Here is a 19,011-nt window from a genome sequence, read left to right as displayed (position 1 = left end):
AACCATTCCGAGCAGAGAGCCATCATCCATTAACCAGTCTTAAATTAACTCGCTGGCAGGTTTAACGGCGAGCTTCGGGGCGGATTCCGAGAATCCGGCGGCTGGGCGGGGACGCAGTAGGAGAGCAGAATGCGCGTACTGTTGATCGAGGACGACAGCGCCACCGCGCAAAGCATCGAACTGATGCTGAAGTCGGAAGGGTTCAACGTCTATACGACGGACCTTGGCGAAGAAGGCGTCGATCTCGGCAAGATCTACGATTACGACCTGATCCTGCTCGACCTGAACCTGCCGGACATGAGCGGCATGGACGTTCTGCGCACGCTGCGCGTCGGCAAGATCAACACCCCGATCATGATCCTTTCCGGCACCGCCGAGATCGACACGAAGGTGAAGACCTTCTCGGGCGGCGCCGACGACTACATGACCAAGCCGTTCCACAAGGACGAGCTGGTCGCGCGCATCCATGCCGTGGTCCGCCGCTCCAAGGGCCATGCGCAGTCGGTCATCAAGACCGGCGACATCACCGTCAACCTGGACGCCAAGACCGTCGAAGTGAACGGCATCCGCGTCCACCTGACGGGCAAGGAATACCAGATGCTGGAGCTTCTCTCCCTGCGGAAGGGCACGACCCTGACGAAGGAGATGTTCCTCAACCACCTGTACGGCGGCATGGACGAGCCCGAGCTGAAGATCATCGACGTCTTCATCTGCAAGCTGCGCAAGAAGCTGGCGGCCGCCGCCGACGGCAAGCACCACATCGAGACCGTCTGGGGCCGCGGCTACGTGCTGCGCGACCCTCAGGAGGCCCAGGTCGCAGCGTAGAACGCGACCTGATCATCGAGGAGAGTGGGACGCCCGCCGGTTCGCCGGCGGGCGTTTTCATTTGCCCCGACGCTCGCTAGCTTCGCCGCAACAAACCGTCGGGGAGGACGGCCCATGGGACGAGTACTGGCGCTGCTGGCCGCCCTGGTCGCGGCCGCGCTGATCGCCTGGTTCGACGCCCGCCCGCCGCGGCCGGAGCCGGCGACGGCCCCGGCCGCCGCCTTCTCCGCCGAGCGGGCCATGGCCGACGTGGCGCGGATCGCCCGCGAGCCCCACCCCATGGGCACGCCCGCCAACCATCGGGTGCGCGACCACCTCCTGGCCCGCATGACCGCGCTCGGCCTCGCGCCGGAGGTCCGCCGGGACGACGCCGTCACCCACCGCCAGCGTAACGGCGACACCTTCGTCTCCGGCGGCATGGTGGAGAACCTGGTCGGCGTGCTCCCCGGCCGCGACCCCACCCTGCCCGCCGTGGCGCTGATGGCCCACTACGACAGCGTCCCCGGCTCGCCCGGCGCCGCCGACGACGCCGCCGGCGTGGCCGCCGCCCTCGAGATCGTCCGCGCCATCAAGGCGGAGGGCGAGCCCGTGCGCGACGTCATGGTGGTGATCACGGACGGCGAGGAGAGCGGCCTGCTGGGCGCCAACGCCTTCTTCAGGCGCGATCCCCTGGCGCGCCGCGTGGGCCTCGTCCTGAACATGGAATCCCGCGGCATGTCGGGCCGCGTGCAGATGTTCCAGACCAGCGCCGGCAACGGCGAGCTGATCGACCTCCTGCGCCGCCACGCCGAGCGGCCCTCGTCGTCCTCGCTCTCGGTGTTCGTCTACGAGAACATGCCCAACGACACCGACATGACGGAGTCGAACGAGGCCGGCGTCCCGGGCCTGAACTTCGCCTTCATCGGCCGCCAGTTCGACTATCACGCCGCCACCGCCACGCCCGCCAACATGGACCGCGGCACGCTGCAGGACCTGGGCGTCCAGGTGCTGGCGGTGACGCGCGCCGCGGCCTTCGCCCCGACCCTGCCCGGCAAGGCGCCGGACGCGGTCTACAGCCAGGTGTTCGGCGACCTGATCCTCGCCTACCCGGCCTGGGCCGGCTGGATCGTCCTGGCCGCCGCGGGCGGCCTGATCGTGCTGGGCGTGGTCCGCGCCCGACGCATCGAGGCCTTCCCGTGGCAGGATGTGGCCCGCGGGGCCGGCGCGACGCTCTCCGCCGTCCTCGGCTCGGCCGCGGTGCTGCACTTCGCCCGCCGCGCCACCGGCGCGGACTTCGGCTACTTCGAGCAGCGTTTCCTGCTGGCCCAGGTCAGCCGCTGGGAGGCCGCCGTGTTCCTCCTGGCCCTGGGCTTCCTGCTGTGGTCGGCCTGCGAGCTGGCGCGCGGGCGGCGCAACATCGCCCTGGTGCCCCTGGCCGCCGGCCTGGCCAGCTCGGCCTTCGGCGGGCTCGATCCCCTCGGCGCCGGCCTGGGGGTCGGCGCCGCCGTGGTCGCCGCCCTGACCTACGGCCGGCCCGCCAGCCGCCCCGGCGCGTGGACCGGCGTCCTGGCGCTGAGCTTCGCCGTCGCCGTGGCCGCCCAGATCGCCGCGCCGGCCACCGCCTACATGTTCGCCTGGCCGCTGGCGCTGGCCGGCCTCGGCGGCGCCGCCACGGCCATGGCCGCCCGCCGCGGACTGCCGGCCTACGCCCTCCTCGGCCTGCTCGCGGCGATCGGCCTCGGCTGGGTCGCAGGGACCGCCCACGTCCTCTTCCTGGGCCTCGACATGCCCGAGCTGCTGGCGCTGGCGGTCTGGCTGGCCGCGATCCTCGTCTGGCCGCTGGCCCAGCCTGAGGAAGGCGCGCCGCCCGCCCGCCTGGTCGGGCCGCTCCTGATGGCCGCGGGCCTCGTCGCCCTCGTCGCCGTGCGGCTGAACGATCCGTGGGACGCCCGCCATCCGCGGGCCACCCTGGTCGTCTACCACCTGGACCAGGACACCGGCCGCGCCTGGCGCGCCAGCGTGCTGGAGCGCACGCCCTGGGTGGAGCGGGTGCTCACCGCCGACGGCGGTCGCATCGCGCCCTCCGACCATTGGGCGATCGGCCGCCCGCACATCGCCGCCGCCGCCCGGCCGCTGCCCGCGCCCGCCGCTCAGGCCAGCCTCGCCCGTCAGGCGGACGGCTCGGTGCTTCTGACGGTCGTCCCGCCCGCCGGCGCCCGCGAGCTTGGCCTGAACCTGCGCGCCGACACCCCGGTCACCCTGGAGCAGGTGGCGAGCCTGCCGGTGAAGCTGGCCCTCACGCCGGGCCGCTGGACGCGGGTGAACTGGGAGGCCGCGCCGCAGGGCCTGACGCTGCGCCTGCGGCCGGCGGGGCCCGGGACGCTCGACGTCCGCCACCAGGCCACGATCGACGGCTGGCCGGAGGGCGCGGCCGCCCTGCCCCCGCGCCCCGCCTCGGAGATGCCGTTCGACGTGTCGGACTCCACCCGGGTCAGCGGATCGCGCCGCTTCTCTTGGTGAATGGGCGCGAACCGGCTAATGGGTCCGGCCCATGAGCGACGTCTTGATCTACCACAACCCCGCCTGCGGGACCTCGCGCAACACCCTGGCCCTCCTGCGGGAGAAGGGGATCGAGCCCACGGTGGTCGAGTACCTCAAGGAGGGCTGGACTCGGGACCAGCTGCAGGCGCTGCTGAAGAAGATGGACGCCTCCGCGCACGACATCCTGCGCGTGAACGGCACCAAGGCCGACGAGCTGGGCCTCACCGACCCGGCCGCGTCGGACGACGCGCTGATCGCGGCCATGATCGTCGATCCGATCCTGGTGAATCGGCCTATCGTCGTGACCCCGAAGGGTGCGGCCCTGTGCCGGCCCGCGGAGCTCGTCCTGGGACTGCTTTAGACACCGTGACAAAAGGACCGGGGGCGGCGCACGCCAAACTCGGCCATCTTCCGACCGCCTGGGGAGGCGACGGATAATCGGCTAGTTCGTGGCGATGCCTTAACCATGCATCGTCTAGTACGGGGGCGTGATGCAGGAATTCGACCCGCGACAGACCAACTTCCGGGTGGCGCCGCGCGTGCTCGCCGGGACCGCGGCCGTGCTGGGCCTGTTCGTGGCCTGGAAGGTCACCCAGGGGCCGCAGGGGCCCGACGCCCCGCCGCCGCTCAGCCCCGCCGCCGTCGCGGCCCTGCAGCACACCGCCTTCACCCAGGCCGAGGCCCAGCCCGGCTTCGACCGGCCCGAGAGCGTCGAGGTCAAGGTCCGCCGCGGCGAGACCCTGGAAGGCGCCGTGGAGCGCGCCGGCGTCGCGCCGGAGGAGGCCCGCCAGGCCGTCCAGGCGCTCGCCCAGTCGATCGACACCACCCGCATCCGCGCCGGCCTCGCCTTCGAGGCGGCCATCGCCCGGCCCCGCGCCGACCGCGGCCACGCCCGGCTGATCGGGCTGTCCATGCGGACCGGCCCCGCCAGCACCCTGACCCTGTCGCGCACCTTCGACGGCGCCATGCGCCTGCGCGAGCTCGACGAGCAGATCCGCGCCGAGACCACCGTCGCCGACGGCCAGATCCACGGCTCCCTGTACGAGAGCGCCGCCAAGCTCGGCGCCACGCCGGCCATCACCGCCCAGGTGGTCAAGCTGTTCGCCCACAAGCTGGACTTCCAGCGCGACCTGAAGGCCGGCGACGAGTTCAAGCTGGTGTTCGGCCGCCAGGTCACCGAGAGCGGCCGCACCATCGAGACCGGCGAGCTGGAGTTCGCCGAGGTCAAGGGCGTCAAGTTCTACCGCTTCGAGCGCGCCGGCGGCGATGTCGAGTACTTCGACGAGAACGGCAAGAACATCAGGGGCTTCCTCCTGCGCACCCCCGTGGACGGCGCGCGGATGACCTCGCGCTTCGGGCCGCGCCGGCACCCGGTGCTGGGCTACGCCCGCGCCCACCAGGGCGTGGATTTCGGAGCCGGCCACGGCACCCCCATCCTCGCCGCTGGCGACGGCGTGGTGATGAAGGCCAGCCGCTGGGGCGGCTACGGCAACTGGCTGCAGATCAAGCACTCGGGGGGCTGGTCCACCGGCTACGCCCACGTCTCGCGTTACGCCAAGGGCATCCGGCCCGGCATGCGCGTCCGCCAGGGCCAGGTGGTGGCCTATGTGGGCTCCACCGGCCTGTCCACCGGCCCGCACCTGCACTACGAGGTCTGGCTGAACGGCAAGCGGGTGAACCCCGTCGGCGCCAAGGTGCCCCAGGGTACGGTGCTGGCCGGCGCGGACCTGGCCCGGTTCAAGGCCAACAAGGCGCGCATCGACCGCCTGCTGGCCGGCGAGACCGAGACCCGCCAGCTCGCCCAGGCCGACACCACCGCCGTCCAGTCCCAGCTGCGCCGCTGACGCCCGAGCTTGCCGCGCCGTCGGCCGGCGCGCGATAAACGGGGCCCAGTAGCGTAGGAGCAGGTCATGGCAGGCCCGATCACCGAGCGGATCAGCGAGTTGCTGCGCGACGGCGTCGGCCGGCTGCCGCCCCAGCCGGGCATCGACGACCTGAACTCCGTCCTGCGGCTGCTGGCCCGCTGGCGCTCGCAGCTGATCGCCAACACCTATGTCCGCCACCACGGGCCCAAGGTCCTGCAGGGGCCGTTCGCCGGCTTCGAATACGTCACCATGCAGACCGAGGGCGCGCTGATCCCGCGCCTGCTGGGCACCTACGAGAGCGAACTGCACCCCCACTTCCAGGCCTTCGCCGACGAGGGCGTCGACTGCGTGATCGATGTGGGCTGCGCCGAGGGCTACTACGCCGTCGGTCTGGCCCGCCTGATGCCGGCCGCCACCGTCTACGCCTACGACATCGAACAGCGCGCGCGAGAGGCGTGCGCCCTGCATGCCGAGGCCAACGGGGTGAAGGACCGGGTCGTCGTCGGCGGCGAGTTCGCGCCGCAGGACTTCCAGGGCTTCGCCGGCCGCAAGGTGCTGGTGCTGGTGGACTGCGAAGGCGCCGAGGACGACATCCTGAGACCCGACCTCGGCCCGGCGCTCGCCGGCATGAACGTGATCGTGGAGACCCACGACTGCTTCCGTCCCGGCGTGAAGGCCCGGCTGATCGAGCGGTTCAGCCCGACCCACGACATCACCGTCGTGGACCTGGGCCCCAAGTCCATGCCCCTGCCGGCCTGGCTGCAGGAGTTCGCCCACCTCGACCAGCTGCTGGCCGTCTGGGAATGGCGGTCGGCGCCGACGCCCTGGCTGGTGATGCGTCCCAAGGGTTGACCACGGTCAAGGCGGCGACCCCGCGACGGGCGCCTGATGGCGTCATGCGCCGCCTCCCGATCCTGCTCCTCGCCGCCCTCGCCCTGCCCACCCTGGCCGTCGCGGCCGAGCGCGACGCCTCCGCCGAGCGCGGCAAGGTGCTGGTCCAGCGCCACTGCGCCGGCTGCCACGCGATCGCGACCACCGGGCGCAGCCGCAATCCCGCCGCCCCCCCGTTCCGCGAGCTGCACAGGCGCTATCCGGTGGAGAACCTGGCCGAGGCGCTGGCGGAGGGGATCATCGTCGGCCACCCGGCCATGCCCGAGCTCCGCTTCGGGCCGACCGACGTCAACGCCATCATCCGCTACCTGAAGTCCGTCCAGGTGAGCCAGGCCGCCGGCCTCTAGAACCGGGCCCCGGCGACGAACTTCCAGATGTCGATGCGCTCCAGGGTGTCGAGGTTCTCGCCGCGTTCGTAGGCCACCCCGATCGAGAACCGAGGTTCCGGCAGCCAGCGCAGTCCGACGGTCACCAGCTGGGCGTCGCCGCCGTCCTCGGTCTGGCCGTCGCGCAGCGCGTAGGCGGCGTCGAACTGGACGGCCATCTTGCGGCGCGGGTCGCGCGGCAGCCACATCACATGGCCCGCCAGGTCGTAGCCGAGGCGCGTGAACTCCGGCGCCGTCTGCAGCTTCACCTTCTCGCCGGGGTCGTCGACCTGCATCCAGTCGACCACGCCCGCCAGCGACCACCAGGCGAAGATCCGGGTGTCCCCGGCGTCCTGCAGCGGCCAGGCCACGCGGTAGCCCGGCAGCGGCAGCGGCGGGTCCACGGCCAGCGAGGCCTTGTAGGCCCGCGCGTGGAAGTCGTCGTCGGAGATCAGCTTGCCGGCGAGATCGAAGTAGAAGTGGCGCTCCCGGCCGCCGATCACCGGCGAGGCGCGGCCTGCGAAACCGACGCCCAGGTTCAGGTTGTTCACGTAGCCGCCTTCGACGGGGACGTCCGTGCCCTGCCGCTGGAGCTCCAGGAAGACCAGCGGCTTGCCGCCCCAGGTCTTGCCCACGCCCCGTTCTTCGAAGACGAGGCCGGTGGTGGCGTTGATGGCGTAGCTTTCCACGTCCTTCACGGAGTCGTCGGTGAAGCCGAACTCCGCGAAGCTGGTGTCGTCGGCGGCGCGCACCTCCTCCGGGACGCCCTTGGCCAGGTCGGCAGGCGTCTTGCCGAGCGCCCAGCGGAAGCCCGCCTTCCTGTCGCCGCCCCCGGCCGGGACGACGCGGTCTTCCGGCCGCCGCGGCCCGGTGCCGTCGGGCCGGGCGGGCGGCGTGGTCGTGCAGCGGAAGACGTAGGGCCCCGAACCGGCGAGGATCGTCTCCAGCACCGCCGCGCTCTGGGCGGCGTCCACCGTCTCCCCCGCGGGTCCCCGCACCAGAACCCCGCCCATGCGCAGCGGCAAGGCCGTCCCTGCGGGGCTCAGCCACGACCGCGAATAGCTCCGCAGGACGGAGTAGGCGACGATGTTCGGATCACCGGCCTCCTCGGCGCCGAATGCGGCCGTGGCGACCAGCTTCGGCAGGGGAACGCCGGCGGTCCTCAGCCAGGCCGGTCGCACCGTCACCGGCGCACGCTTGCTGATCGCCGCGCCGAGGTCGGCGGCCGAGATCGCGCCGTCGGCCCCCTCCGCCGTGGGCAGGTCCGGCGCTGGCTTGCAGGCCTTGGCGATGGCGTCGCGGAGCTCCAGCTCGGCGACGCTCGTCTGGGCCCTGACGGCGCTGGCTGCCGTCACGACCGCCGTCACGGTCAGGACCGCGCCCCACCGCCGCGCGGTCACGCCGCCGCCACCTTCTTGAACGCCCAGGACGCGACGTCCGCATAGGACTTGCCGGCGAGCTTGGCGTAGTCGGCGGTCGCGCCCTTCGACAGATCGACCTTCAGGCCATGCTTCTGCAAGAGCAGCACCTGCACCTTCGTCAGCAGCTCGCGCACCCCCTTGCCGTCCATGAACGGCGGCTTCACGGGGTCGAACAGGCTGGGGTCCACGTGCCAGGTGCGGGCCGCCTCGATGACCAGCTCGCCGACCTCGTATTCGCCGATGGGCGGCGTGAGCTGCGGACGCATCACCGTCAGCGCCGGATCGCCGCGGTAGAAGACCGGGACCGCGAAGGTCCAGACCAGCACCAGCAGGGTCGCCGGCAGGGGGTCCCAGATCCCCATGACCAGGTGGAAGACGTCGCCGAAGGAATAGACCCAGATCAGGTAGGAGATCGCCGCGATCAGCACCGCCGACCACTGCGGGCGGTCGTTCTCCTTCGTCGCCCAGGCGCGCACGGCCAGCAGCGCGAAGAAGCAGATCGCCGTCCAGCCGACCCAGGCCACGTCCTCGTTCGGCCCGAGGACGGGCGGGTCCTGCGACGGGGCGCCCACGGCCGGGGTGTGGAAGTCGATGTAGCGGGTCTGGATGGCGGCCTTGCCGCCCAGGTAGAGGCCGACGATCTCCGTCGGGATCAGCTTGACCAGCCGCTCCAGATATTCGCTCGGGGGCTTCGGCTCTTCGACCGCCGCCGTCGCAGCACCGGGCGACGCCCGGCGTATCCGCAATGCTCCGCTCATAGCTGGCCCCCGCCGAGGCTCGCGAATCCCTGGCTCGCGCAACCTGGACGAGAGGCTAGCTTGGCCGTGGCGGCGGCACAACGACCATCGTTATGACACCGCGGGGGTCCGGATCAGGCGTCGAAGACGATCACCGAGCGGGCGATCGAGCCGGTCTTCATCTCCTCGAAGGCCTCGTTGACCTGCTCCAGCTTCAGCCGGCGCGAGATCATCTCGTCGAGCTTCAGCTTGCCGGCCATGTACATGTCGCACAGCCTGGGCATGTCCACCGGGAAGCGGTTGGAGCCCATCAGCGAGCCCTGGATGCGCTTCTCGCCCAGGAAGGCCGCGCCCATCAGGCTGATCGACTGGCCCACGGGGATCATGCCGATGATGTTGGCCGTGCCGCCCCGGCGCAGCATGTTGAACGACTGCTCGGCGGTCTTGGTCATGCCCAGCGCCTCGAAGGAGTGCTGCACGCCGCCCTTGGTCAGTTCGATCACCGCCTTCACGGGATCGACTTCCGAGGCGTTGATGAAGTCGGTGGCCCCGAAGGCCCGGGCGAAGTTCTCCTTACCGGCCACCACGTCGATCGCGATGATCCGGCCCGCGCCGGCGATCGCCGCCCCGTTGATCGCCGACAGGCCGACGCCGCCGCAGCCGATCACCGCCACGGTGTCGCCCGGCCGCACGTTGGAGGTGTGGATCACCGCGCCCACGCCGGTCATCACCGAGCAGCCGATCAGCGCCGCGCGGTCCAGCGGCATGTCCTTGCGCACCGCCACGCAGGCGTGCTCGTGGATCAGCATCTGCTCGGCGAACGACGACAGGTTCAGGTACTGCATCATCGGCCCCTTGGGCGACGTCAGGCGCGGCTCGTCGTCCTGGTCGCGCTTGGTCTCGGGGCTGACGCACAGGCTCATGTGGCCGGTCAGGCAGTGCTCGCAGTGGCCGCAGAAGGCCGACAGGCAGGTGATCACGTGGTCGCCCGGCTTCACGGTGCGGACCTCGGAGCCCACGGCCTCGACCACGCCGGCGCTCTCGTGGCCCAGGACGGCCGGCAGCGGGTGCGGGTAGGAGCCCTCGATGAAGTGCAGGTCCGAGTGGCAGACCCCGGCCGCGGCCGTGCGGATCAGCACCTCGTGCGGGCCCGGCTTGTTGATCTGCACGTCTTCGATCTGAAGCGGCTGGCGGACTTCGCGGAGGACTGCGGCCTTCATGACGGATTTCCCCTTCCCGTTGGGACCCGCTCTCGCGGCGGGCCGGTCGGGATCAGACTTATCGCCGTTCAGATGCGGCGGCCAAGGGGTTTTCCGAAAACGCCTCGACAGCGCCGCCTCCGCCCCGCATGACATGGACCGTCGATGGCCGCCCCGGATCCGATGGACGAGACGCAGCCCAAGCGCGGGCCCCTGTGGGAGGTGTTCCTCGCCTTCTTCCACCAGGGCCTGACCGCCTTCGGCGGACCGGTGGCGCACATCGGCTATTTCCGGAAGGAATTCGTGGAGCGCCGCGGCTGGGTGTCGGAGGCCGTCTTCGCCGACCTCCTGGCGCTCTGCCAGTTCCTGCCGGGCCCCGCCTCCAGCCAGCTCGGCATGGCCATCGGGCTCCGTCGCGCGGGGCTCGCCGGCGCGCTCGCCGCCTGGGTCGGCTTCACCCTGCCCGCCGCCACCGCGATGGTCCTCCTGGCCTACGCCACCCCGGTGCTGAATTCCGCCTGGGGCCAGGGCTGGCTGCACGGCCTGAAGATCGCCGCCGCGGCCGTGGTGCTGCAGGCCGTGGTGGCCATGGCCCGCAGCCTGGCGGTCGGTCCGATCCGCGCGGGCATGGCCATCGGGGCGACCGGCGGCCTGATCCTCGCCCAGGGGCCGGTGGCGCAGATCTGCGCCCTGCTGGCCGGCGCGGCCTTCGGGGCCGCCTTCCTGAAGGAGCCGCCGCCGCAGGCGCCCGAGGCGGCCTCGGCCAATTCCGTCAGCCTGCGCGGGGCGGCCGCGGCCATCGCCGTCTTCGCCTTCCTGCTCGCGGGCCTCCCCTTCCTCGCCCAGCTCCTGCAGAGCCCGACCCTGGGCCTGGCCAGCATCTTCTACCGCACCGGCGCCCTGGTGTTCGGCGGCGGCCACGTGGTCCTGCCCCTGCTGGAGGGCGAGGTGGTCGGCCGCGGCTGGCTGGACGCCGACACCTTCCTGGCCGGCTACGGCGCGGTGCAGGCCCTGCCCGGCCCTCTGTTCAGCTTCGCCGGCTTCGTCGGCGCGGCCCAGGGCGTGGTGCCCGGCGGCTGGGCGGGGGGACTAGTCGCCCTCGTGGCCATCTTCCTGCCGAGCCTCCTCCTCGTCCTCGGCGTCCTGCCGTTCTGGGACGACCTGCGCGGGCGGCCCGGCGCGCGCGGGGCGCTCGCCGGCGTCAACGCCGTGGTGGTGGGCCTGCTGGCGGCGGCGCTGTGGGATCCGGTGCTGACCAGCGCGGTGGGCCGCCCGAGCGACTGGGCGCTGGTCGCCGCGGCCTTCATCTTCCTCACGGTGGCGAAGCTGCCGCCGTGGCTGGTGGTCGTGGGCTTCGCCGCCGCGACAGGGCTCTGGCCGCGATAGGCCTCAGGCCGTCTGCTGGCGGGCCGTGGCGCCCGGGGCCATCGGGGCGAACGCCGTCGCCGGGCGCGGGAAGCGGATCTGCGGCAGCTTCGGCAGGCGGAACGTCCAGGCCGCCTTCTTCTGCGGGATGCAGCTTTCCAGCGCCGCGATCAGCTGCTCGGCCGGGCCGTCGTTCAGGAAGTGGTTGGCGCCTTCCGTTCGCACGAAGTTGATCGGCCGGCGGGTGCGGACCTCCCGGCTCAGCCGCTCCGCCACCTCGATGGGGGCGAAGTCGTCCTTGTCGCCATGGATCATGTGGATCGGCAGGGTCAGCCGCTCCAGCGCGCGCCGGGCGTGCGCCAGCTGCGGCCGCTGGCCCGAGGCTTCCATCACCGCGTGGCGCAGGTCGCGCGGGATCACCTTCAGCGCCTTGGCGCCGGTATCGAGCAGCCAGCGGGCGGTGGAGCCGGTCTCGCCGAAGAAGCCGGAGAGCAGCACCAGCGCCGAGACGCGGCTCGGGTTGGCCTCGGCCATCAGGCTGGCGATGGCCGCGCCGTAACTCTGGCCGACCAGCAGGATCTTCTGGCCCGGCGCGGCGGCGTGCAGCAGGGGCGCCAGAGCCTCGGCCTGGGTGCGGATGTCGGTGACCGCGTGCGCCGGCTCCGAGGCCGCATAGCCGGGTCGATCCACGACGATCATCTCGCGGTCCTGGGGCAGCTCGGCCATGGTCTCGGCCCAGTACTCCGCCCAGGAGGGCGCGCCGGTGATCACCACGATCCGCCAGGGCGCCGGCTCCTCGCGCGGAGTCTCGAGGGCGGAGATCCTCCAGCCGTGGCCGCCGCCCGCATAGAAGCTGGTCCGACGGATGACGGTGTCCGGATAGTCGGCCGAGGTCGGCGCGTGTTCCGTGCGGCCGGTGGCGGCGCACTCGATACACGCCCACCCCATGGCGAGCACACCCTTCGGCCGTTTGCGCGGCACGTTCGCAATCTCCTCAGGTCACCATTGTCACCTGAGGTCGCAAACGCGCGTTTCAAGCCTTGGTTCTGGGCCGGCGAGGCTAAACAGCAGCTTCTTTCGCGGACGTGGCCAGGGTGTCGCGCAACTCCCGCTTCAGGACCTTGCCCGTGGGCCCGATCGGCAGGGCCTCGACGATGCGGACCTCGTCGGGAACCCACCATTTCGCCACCCGCGCCGCGACGTGGGCCTTCAACACTTCGGGATCGGCCGACTGTCCGGCCCGCAGGGTCACCAGCAGCAGCGGTCGCTCGTCCCACTTCGGGTGCGGCACGCCCACGGCCGCGGCCATGGCGACCGCCGGATGGGAGCAGACCGCGTCCTCCAGGTCGAGGGTGGAGATCCATTCGCCCCCGGACTTGATCACGTCCTTGGCCCGGTCGGTGAGCCGCAGGAAGCCGTCGGCGTCGAGGGTGGCGATGTCGCCGGTGTCGAACCAGCCGTCCTCGGTGAACGCCCCGGCCCCGTCGTGCTTGAAGTAGGCCGAGGAGACCCACGGCCCGCGAACCTGCAGCCGCCCGGGGCTCTTCCCGTCGCGCGGCAGCAGGGACCCCTCTTCGCCGACGATCCGCAGGTCCACGCCCCACAGGCCGCGGCCCTGCTTCAGCTTCTGGGCCGGATCGGGCGCCTGGCCCGGCAGCGGGGTGTTGATGACGCCCAGCGGGCTCGTCTCGGTCATCCCCCAGATCTGCCGGACCTCACCGCCCAGCCGGCGCTCGATGCGCTCGATCAGCGCCTGGGTGGGCGCCGAGCCGCCGATGGCGATGGTCTTCACCGAGGTCAACGCCTTGCCCTGGGCCTCCAGGTGGTCGGCCACGCCCACCCAGATGGTCGGCACGCCCAGCAGGAAGGTGACGCCTTCGGCCTCGATCAGCTCCGACACCGCCGGGCCGTCGAGCTGGCGTCCGGGCAGCACCAGGCTCGCCCCCACCAGCGGGGCGGCGTAGGGCGTGCACCAGGCGTTGGCGTGGTACATCTGGGCGCAGGGCAGGACCACGTCGCGGGCCGAGAGGTTGAAGGCGTCCGGGGCGACCAGGGCCATGGCGTGCAGCACCGTCGAGCGGTGGCCGTAGAGCACGCCCTTCGGATTGCCCGTCGTGCCGGAGGTGTAGCAGAGCCCCGAGGCGCTGCGCTCGTCCAGTTCCGGCCAGTCGAACGCCGGCGCATGCGCCGCGATCAGCTCCTCGTAGACCAGGGCGGCCCCCGGCGCGTCGGCCGGCAGGTGCGCCCGGTCGGTCATCGCCACCAGGGTCTTCACCGTCGGCATCCGGCCAGCGAGCTCGGCTGCCTGGCCTGCGAAGGTGATGTCGAAGAACAGGACGCTGTCCTCGGCGTGGTTGGCGACCCAGACGATCTGGTCGCCGTGCAGGCGCGGGTTGATGGTGTGCAGCACCGCCCCGATGCCGGTGACCGCGAAATAGAGCTCAAAGTGCCGATGGGTGGACCAGGCCAGCGTCGCCACCCGGTCCCCCGGCTTCACGCCCATGGCCAGCAGCGCGTTCGCCATCCGCTTGGTGCGCGCCAGGGCGTCGGCGTAGCCGTAGCGATGGATCGGCCCCTCGACCGTGCGCGTCACCACCTCCCGCTGCGGGTGGTAGAGCGCCGCGTACTCCAGGATCGAGGGCAGCGTCAACGCCCGGTCCATCATCAGCGCCCGCATGGCGCGTCCTCCCTGAACTTGGTCAGGGAAAGGCTAGGCCGCCATCCGGGCCTTGAACACCCCGTCGGGCAGGCGCGCGGCGCGGGCGGGATGGATGAAGAAGTAGTCCTTCCACGGCAGGTCGGGGACCACGGAGTCCCGCTCCTCCAGCCGGCCGCCGTCGAGGGCGAACATGCGGTAGCCGCGGCTGCGGAACAGCTCGACCACGGCTTCCGCCGAACCGCCGAAACGGGCCTGGAGCATGGTGGGGTGGATCTCTATCAGCACGTGCGGCCGGTCGCGGTCGAGGATGCCCTTGGCGCCCTCCAGCGCCCGCAGCTCGGCGCCTTCGATGTCCATGCGGATGAAGTCGACGCGGCCGATCCCGTTCTGGGCGCAGTAGTCGTCGAGGGTGACCACCGGCGTCGGCTGGAGGTCCGCGCCCTTGTCCTGCAGGTCCGGGCGCGCCGCGCCCTCCGGCGCCTGTTCGGCCACGAAGGCGTAGGCGCGGCCCATTCGGCCGGACATCTTCTTCGGGGTGACCAGCAGCAGCTCGCCGGGCTTGTCGGCGACCGCGGCGTGGACCGGCGTCACCTGCCGCGCGATCCCGTGCCAGGCCATGCAGGTCCTCAGCACCTGGAAGGTGAAGGCCGACGGCTCGAAGGCGTGGATCGTCGCGTCCGGCGCCACCTGGGTCATGACATAGGTGTGCCGCCCGTCGCTGGCCCCCACGTGCAGGCAGACCGGCGCGCCGGACAGGAGGTCGGCCAGATACGGCGTCTCGGGCTCGTGCTTCGCCCACCTCAGGTTCCGCCGCCAGGCCCGGAAGGCGTGACCCAGCACGCGTAGCGAAGCCATAGAAAACCCTCTTCGGCGCCCCCGCGCCTGTCACACCCTTCTTAAGCGGGGTCGCGCACCACCGTCATCATGTAGTTGACGTCCGTGTCCGTGGACTGCGACCACCGGCCGCTGAGCGGGTCGAACGCCACGCCGTAGGGACCGTCCACCTTCACCGGCTCGCCGATGAGGAATTCCCGGATCTCCTCGGGCTTCAGGAACTTCTTCCAGTCGTGGGTGCCGGCCGGCAGCCAGCGCAGCACGTACTCGGCCCCGACCTTGGCCAGCGCGAAGGCCTTCAGGGTGCGGTTGAGGGTGGCCACGATCATCAGCCCGCCCGGCTTCAGCAGCCGCGCGCAGCTGCGCAGGTACTCGCCCGGGTCGGCCACGTGCTCGATCACCTCCATGTTGAGGATCACGTCGAACGGCGGCTCGCCGGCCTCCAGCAGCGCCTCGGCCGTGGAGCAGCGGTAGTCGATGTCGAGGCCCTGCTCGGCGGCGTGCGCCGAGGCCGTGCCGATGTTGCGCTCCGAGGCGTCGACGCCGGTGACCTCGAAGCCCAGCCGGCGCATGGGCTCCGACAGCAGGCCGCCGCCGCAGCCGATGTCCAGCAGGCGCAGGCCCTCGAACGGCTTGCGAAGCGACCCGTCGCGGCCGAAGCGGTAGAGGGCGTGGTCGCGGATGAAGGCCAGGCGGACCGGATTGAACTTGTGCAGGGGCGCGAACTTGCCCCGCGGGTCCCACCATTCGGCGGCGATGCGCGAGAACCGCTCGACCTCGGCAGGATCGATGCTCGAACGGACGGAGGCGGAGGAAGTCATGCCCCGTCATACCCTTGCGCGGCCTCCACATGAAGCATTTGTGCCCGTTGCGGACCCCTTATCGCGCCGCTAGAAGGTCCCGCTCTTTGCTGAGGGGGTTCGGCGCGGCGTGTCCCGGCTGGTGATGAAATTCGGCGGCACGTCGGTGGCCGACCTGGAGCGCATCCGCCGCGTGGCGAGGCTCGTGAACGCCGAGGTGGAGGCGGGCCACAAGGTGGCCGTCGTCGTCTCCGCCATGGCCGGCAAGACCAACGAACTGGTCGCCTGGACCGACGGCGCGGGCTCCGCCGCCCAGGGCCTGCCCGCCTCGGACGACGAATACGACGTGGTGGTGGCCTCCGGCGAACAGGTGACCGCCGGCCTGCTGGCCATGACCCTGCGCAACATGGGCGTGGCGGCCAGGTCCTGGCTCGGCTGGCAGATCCCAATCATCGCCGACGACGCTCACGGACGGGCGCGCATCGACGACATCCCGCCGGAGAAGCTGGCCGCCGCCATGGACGGCGGCGAGGTGGCCGTGGTCGCCGGCTTCCAGGGCGTCACCCGCGACGGCCGCATCGCCACCCTGGGCCGCGGCGGCTCCGACACCAGCGCGGTGGCCATCGCCGCGGCGCTGAAGGCGATCCGCTGCGACATCTATACGGACGTCGACGGCGTCTACACCACCGACCCGCGCATCGAGGCCAAGGCCCGGCGCCTCGGCAAGATCTCCTACGAGGAGATGCTGGAGATGGCGTCGCTCGGGGCCAAGGTCCTGCAGACCCGTTCGGTCGAGCTGGCCATGTCCCAGAACGTGCCGGTGCGGGTGCTTTCAAGTTTCGTCGAGCCGGGCGAAGCCCCCGGACAGGGCACCATCGTCTGCGACGAGGAGGAGATCGTGGAAAAGCGGATCGTGAGCGGGGTGGCCTACAGCCGCGACGAGGCGAAGATCAGCCTCTTCGGCCTGCCCGACCATCCCGGCGTCTCCTCGGAGATCTTCGGCGCCCTGGCCGACGCCAACGTCAACGTCGACATGATCGTCCAGAGCCATGCCCGCACCGCGGACACGGCGAACATGGAGTTCACCGTCGGCAAGCGCGACGCCCAGCGGGCCGTCGACATCGTCCGCGCCGCCCAGCCGAAGATCGGCTTCGACGACGTGCAGGTGAACGAGGACGTGGCCAAGGTCTCTGTGATCGGGGTCGGCATGCGCAGCCACGCCGGCGTCGCCAAGACCATGTTCTCGGCGCTCGCCGCCAAGGGCGTGAACATCCAGGTGATCTCCACCTCGGAGATCAAGATCAGCGTGCTGATCGACGCCGCCTACACCGAACTCGCCGTGCGCGCCCTGCACGCCGCCTACGGGCTCGACCAGCTCTAGCCGCGCGCCCGGCGGGCCGCCGCCGGCTTCCCCTGGCGGCGGGTCCGGGGGCAAGCTCGCCCCATGACGCCCCGCATCGTCCCGTTCGAGACGCTCACGCCCGGCCAGCGGGCCGAGGCCGCGCGGATCCTGCGCGAGGCCTTCGCGCACATGCCTTCGGCCTACGGCGGCCCCGGCGAGGCTGAGGACGAGGTCGCCACCTTCTTCGCGGACCCGGAACGGGAGGCGTTCGGCGCGCTCGACGGGGACCGGCTGCTGGGCTGGATCGGCCGGGTCGCCGCCTACTCCCACGCCTGGGAGCTCCATCCGCTGGTCGTCGACCCATCCGTCCAGCGGCGCGGGGTCGGCGCGGCGCTCGTGTCGGCCCTGGAGGGGGACGCCGCCGCGCACGGGGTGCTCACCCTCTACCTCGGCACGGACGACGACTTCGGCGGCACCAACCTGTTCGGCCGCGACCTCTTCCCCGACGTCGCCGGCAAGATCGCCGGCCTGGCGCCGACCCGCGGCCACCCCTTCGCCTTCTACCGGCGGCTCGGCTACGAGGTCGTGGGCCTCGTCCCCGACGCCAATGGGCCGGGACGGCCCGACATCCTCATGGCGAAGCGGCTCGCGCCGAGCCGGTGAGCCGCCAGGACGCCCAGGTCCCGATCAGCGCCAGCGGGATCACCGCGGCGAACACCCAGACCGAGGCGCCGCGGGCGCTCTCGGCGGTGAGGCCGTGGTGGAAGCCCGCCAGGTTGGCCGCGGCCCCGGAGATCGCCGCCCCCACCGCGGCCCCGGTCTGGCGCACCGCGGTGATCGCCGATGAGCCGATCGCACGGTCATCCTCCGACAGGGCCGCCATCACGCGCCGCCCCATGAAGCTCCACGAGAAGCCGAAGGCCGCCCCCATCAGGGCGCCGCCGGCCAGGACCCAGGCGAGCGGTCCATCGGCTGTGGCCCAGGCCAGGATCACCAGGCTCACCACCAGGCAGACGGCGCCGATGCGCACCCAGCGGGCGTCCCAGGTCCCGCTCACGTGGGCCACGGCCAGGGCCGCGAAGGTCCAGGCCAGGGACTCCACCCCAATCACATAGCCGGCCCACAGCGGCGACATGCCCCGCAGTTCCTGGAAGATCGGCGGCCCGTAGATGGCGAAGCCCATGGACGCCGCGGTCAGCCAGAACATCGCCTGGTAGCCCGAGCCCACCACGGTGCCGAGGTCGCCGGCCCGGTGCGGCAGGAGGCGCACCTTCGAGCGGTGGTCGATCCGGAAGACCAGGCCCAGCACGACCAGGCCCGCCGCGATCAGGGCGATGGAGAGGCCCGGACTCGGCAGCACGTCGGCCACGGCGATGGCGCCGACCCCCACGGCCAGCACGCCCAACTGCAGCCAGGGAACGCCGGGCCCGCCCGCGCCCCTGGACGTCCCGCTCAGCAGGAACGGCGCGGCCAGGCTGAAGCCCGCCGCCTGCAGGGCGAAAAGCCAGAAGACGTTCCGCCAGTCGCCGGTCTCGGCGAACACGCCCCCGACCAGCGGCCCGAGCAGGGTGGCGATCCCCCAGACGCCGGAGACGGAGGCGAACACCCGCGCCAGGTGCCGCTCGGGGAACATGAGCGCGATGGCCACCATGGCGAAGCCGGAGATCCAGCCCGAGCCCAGACCCTGGACCAGCCGGCCCGCGAGGAAGGTGCCGACGTCCGGCGCCATGGCGCTCATCACGCAGCCGGCGGTCATCACCAGGCCCGCCAGCCCCGTCGCCGCCCGCAGGCCGAACAGCTCCGACAGCCGCCCCGCGCTCGCCCCGGCCAGGATCGCGCCCACCAGGAAGCCCGCCGTGGCCCAGGCGAAGTATTGGTAGCCGCCAAGCTCCGCGCCGACGCTCGGCATGATGGTGGCGGTGACCAGGCTGTCGGCGGCGTTCAGCCAGACGCCCAGGCAGATGAGGGCGAAGCGCGGCAGCCGGCCCTCCGCGAGGAGGTCGCCCCAGCCCTTCGGATTCGGGATCGCCGCGTCCATTCGACCGTCTTCGCCTCGCCGTCACCCACGCCAGCGGGGGCGGCGTTGTGCAGCGCGCCGCGCCGGAAATCCAGACCCGTCCCCCGGCCCGCATCTCGCACGGCGGCCCCTGCTGCGGTCATGTGACCGCGGTCACGGCGCGCGGCGGCG

At 71.9% G+C, this 19,011-nt stretch carries 17 protein-coding genes; 9 read left to right on the top strand and 8 right to left on the bottom strand.

All coding sequences use genetic code 11. The annotated features are described in order from the left end of the window. Positions 1 to 129: 129 nt before the first annotated feature. The 6 genes from ctrA to V7Z97_RS06555 all read left to right on the top strand — a co-directional run bounded on the left by ctrA (position 130) and on the right by V7Z97_RS06555 (position 6,448). Positions 130 to 825 carry a response regulator transcription factor CtrA gene (gene ctrA / locus V7Z97_RS06580; RefSeq protein ID WP_257816599.1) on the top strand — a complete coding sequence of 232 codons (696 nt, stop codon included), beginning with the start codon at positions 130 to 132 and terminating at the stop codon, positions 823 to 825. A gap of 114 nt (positions 826 to 939) precedes the next feature. Beyond that, a complete protein-coding gene (locus V7Z97_RS06575; RefSeq protein ID WP_334162249.1) occupies positions 940 to 3,324 on the top strand; it encodes a M20/M25/M40 family metallo-hydrolase in 2,385 nt (794 codons plus the stop codon). 31 nt (positions 3,325 to 3,355) lie between these two features. Further along, complete coding sequence (arsC, locus tag V7Z97_RS06570; RefSeq protein WP_334162247.1) at positions 3,356 to 3,706, top strand: arsenate reductase (glutaredoxin); 351 nt, start codon at positions 3,356 to 3,358, stop codon at positions 3,704 to 3,706. Between the two features lie 130 nt (positions 3,707 to 3,836). Beyond that, entirely contained in the window at positions 3,837 to 5,189 is a 1,353-nt protein-coding gene (locus V7Z97_RS06565) for a peptidoglycan DD-metalloendopeptidase family protein (protein ID WP_334162246.1), read from the top strand. A 66-nt stretch (positions 5,190 to 5,255) separates the two neighbouring features. Next, complete coding sequence (locus V7Z97_RS06560) at positions 5,256 to 6,062, top strand: hypothetical protein (protein ID WP_334162245.1); 807 nt, start codon at positions 5,256 to 5,258, stop codon at positions 6,060 to 6,062. Between the two features lie 44 nt (positions 6,063 to 6,106). After that, positions 6,107 to 6,448 (top strand): c-type cytochrome, encoded by a 342-nt coding sequence (locus V7Z97_RS06555; RefSeq protein WP_334162244.1) that lies wholly within the window; start codon positions 6,107 to 6,109, stop codon positions 6,446 to 6,448. Here the strand turns inward: V7Z97_RS06555 and V7Z97_RS06550 are convergent. The 3 genes from V7Z97_RS06550 to V7Z97_RS06540 all read right to left on the bottom strand — a co-directional run bounded on the left by V7Z97_RS06550 (position 6,445) and on the right by V7Z97_RS06540 (position 9,844). Continuing rightward, on the bottom strand, positions 6,445 to 7,866 hold the full coding sequence (locus V7Z97_RS06550; RefSeq protein ID WP_334162242.1) for a hypothetical protein: 1,422 nt from the start codon (positions 7,864 to 7,866) through the stop codon (positions 6,445 to 6,447). The two genes, V7Z97_RS06555 and V7Z97_RS06550, sit on opposite strands and share 4 nt — an antisense overlap. Then, entirely contained in the window at positions 7,863 to 8,645 is a 783-nt protein-coding gene (locus V7Z97_RS06545) for a hypothetical protein (RefSeq protein WP_334162240.1), read from the bottom strand. The genes V7Z97_RS06550 and V7Z97_RS06545 overlap by 4 nt, the downstream gene beginning before the upstream one ends. Positions 8,646 to 8,758: 113 nt before the next feature. Further along, entirely contained in the window at positions 8,759 to 9,844 is a 1,086-nt protein-coding gene (locus tag V7Z97_RS06540) for a Zn-dependent alcohol dehydrogenase (RefSeq protein WP_334162238.1), read from the bottom strand. 162 nt (positions 9,845 to 10,006) lie between these two features. Here V7Z97_RS06540 and chrA point away from each other — a divergent pair, with 162 nt between their 5' ends. Next, positions 10,007 to 11,209 (top strand): chromate efflux transporter, encoded by a 1,203-nt coding sequence (gene chrA, locus V7Z97_RS06535; RefSeq protein WP_334162237.1) that lies wholly within the window; start codon positions 10,007 to 10,009, stop codon positions 11,207 to 11,209. A 3-nt stretch (positions 11,210 to 11,212) separates the two neighbouring features. On the opposite strand, the gene V7Z97_RS06530 is transcribed toward chrA, so the two are convergent. The 4 genes from V7Z97_RS06530 to ubiG form a co-directional block, all read right to left on the bottom strand. Beyond that, a complete protein-coding gene (locus tag V7Z97_RS06530) occupies positions 11,213 to 12,169 on the bottom strand; it encodes an alpha/beta fold hydrolase (RefSeq protein WP_334162236.1) in 957 nt (318 codons plus the stop codon). A gap of 79 nt (positions 12,170 to 12,248) precedes the next feature. After that, positions 12,249 to 13,865 carry a long-chain fatty acid--CoA ligase gene (locus tag V7Z97_RS06525; protein ID WP_334162235.1) on the bottom strand — a complete coding sequence of 539 codons (1,617 nt, stop codon included), beginning with the start codon at positions 13,863 to 13,865 and terminating at the stop codon, positions 12,249 to 12,251. Positions 13,866 to 13,898: 33 nt separating this feature from the next. Next, on the bottom strand, positions 13,899 to 14,702 hold the full coding sequence (locus tag V7Z97_RS06520; RefSeq protein ID WP_334162234.1) for an FkbM family methyltransferase: 804 nt from the start codon (positions 14,700 to 14,702) through the stop codon (positions 13,899 to 13,901). Between the two features lie 41 nt (positions 14,703 to 14,743). Further along, positions 14,744 to 15,502: a bifunctional 2-polyprenyl-6-hydroxyphenol methylase/3-demethylubiquinol 3-O-methyltransferase UbiG gene (gene ubiG / locus V7Z97_RS06515; RefSeq protein ID WP_334162233.1), complete on the bottom strand. Its 759-nt coding sequence runs from the start codon at positions 15,500 to 15,502 to the stop codon at positions 14,744 to 14,746. A 109-nt stretch (positions 15,503 to 15,611) separates the two neighbouring features. On the opposite strand from ubiG, the gene V7Z97_RS06510 reads away from it, so the two are divergent. Together V7Z97_RS06510 and V7Z97_RS06505 are read left to right on the top strand one after the other, a co-directional pair. Then, positions 15,612 to 16,862: an aspartate kinase gene (locus V7Z97_RS06510; RefSeq protein WP_334162231.1), complete on the top strand. Its 1,251-nt coding sequence runs from the start codon at positions 15,612 to 15,614 to the stop codon at positions 16,860 to 16,862. 63 nt (positions 16,863 to 16,925) lie between these two features. Then, positions 16,926 to 17,486 carry a GNAT family N-acetyltransferase gene (locus tag V7Z97_RS06505; RefSeq protein ID WP_334162228.1) on the top strand — a complete coding sequence of 187 codons (561 nt, stop codon included), beginning with the start codon at positions 16,926 to 16,928 and terminating at the stop codon, positions 17,484 to 17,486. Here V7Z97_RS06505 and V7Z97_RS06500 read toward each other — a convergent pair. Then, positions 17,455 to 18,861: an MFS transporter gene (locus V7Z97_RS06500; protein WP_334162227.1), complete on the bottom strand. Its 1,407-nt coding sequence runs from the start codon at positions 18,859 to 18,861 to the stop codon at positions 17,455 to 17,457. The two genes, V7Z97_RS06505 and V7Z97_RS06500, sit on opposite strands and share 32 nt — an antisense overlap. Positions 18,862 to 19,011: the final 150 nt, after the last annotated feature.

Origin of the sequence: Phenylobacterium sp. (assembly GCF_036821595.1) — a bacterium.
Lineage (GTDB): Bacteria > Pseudomonadota > Alphaproteobacteria > Caulobacterales > Caulobacteraceae > Phenylobacterium.
The sequence above is the reverse complement of the archived record's forward strand: the minus strand, read 5'-3'. Positions and strand labels throughout refer to the sequence as shown.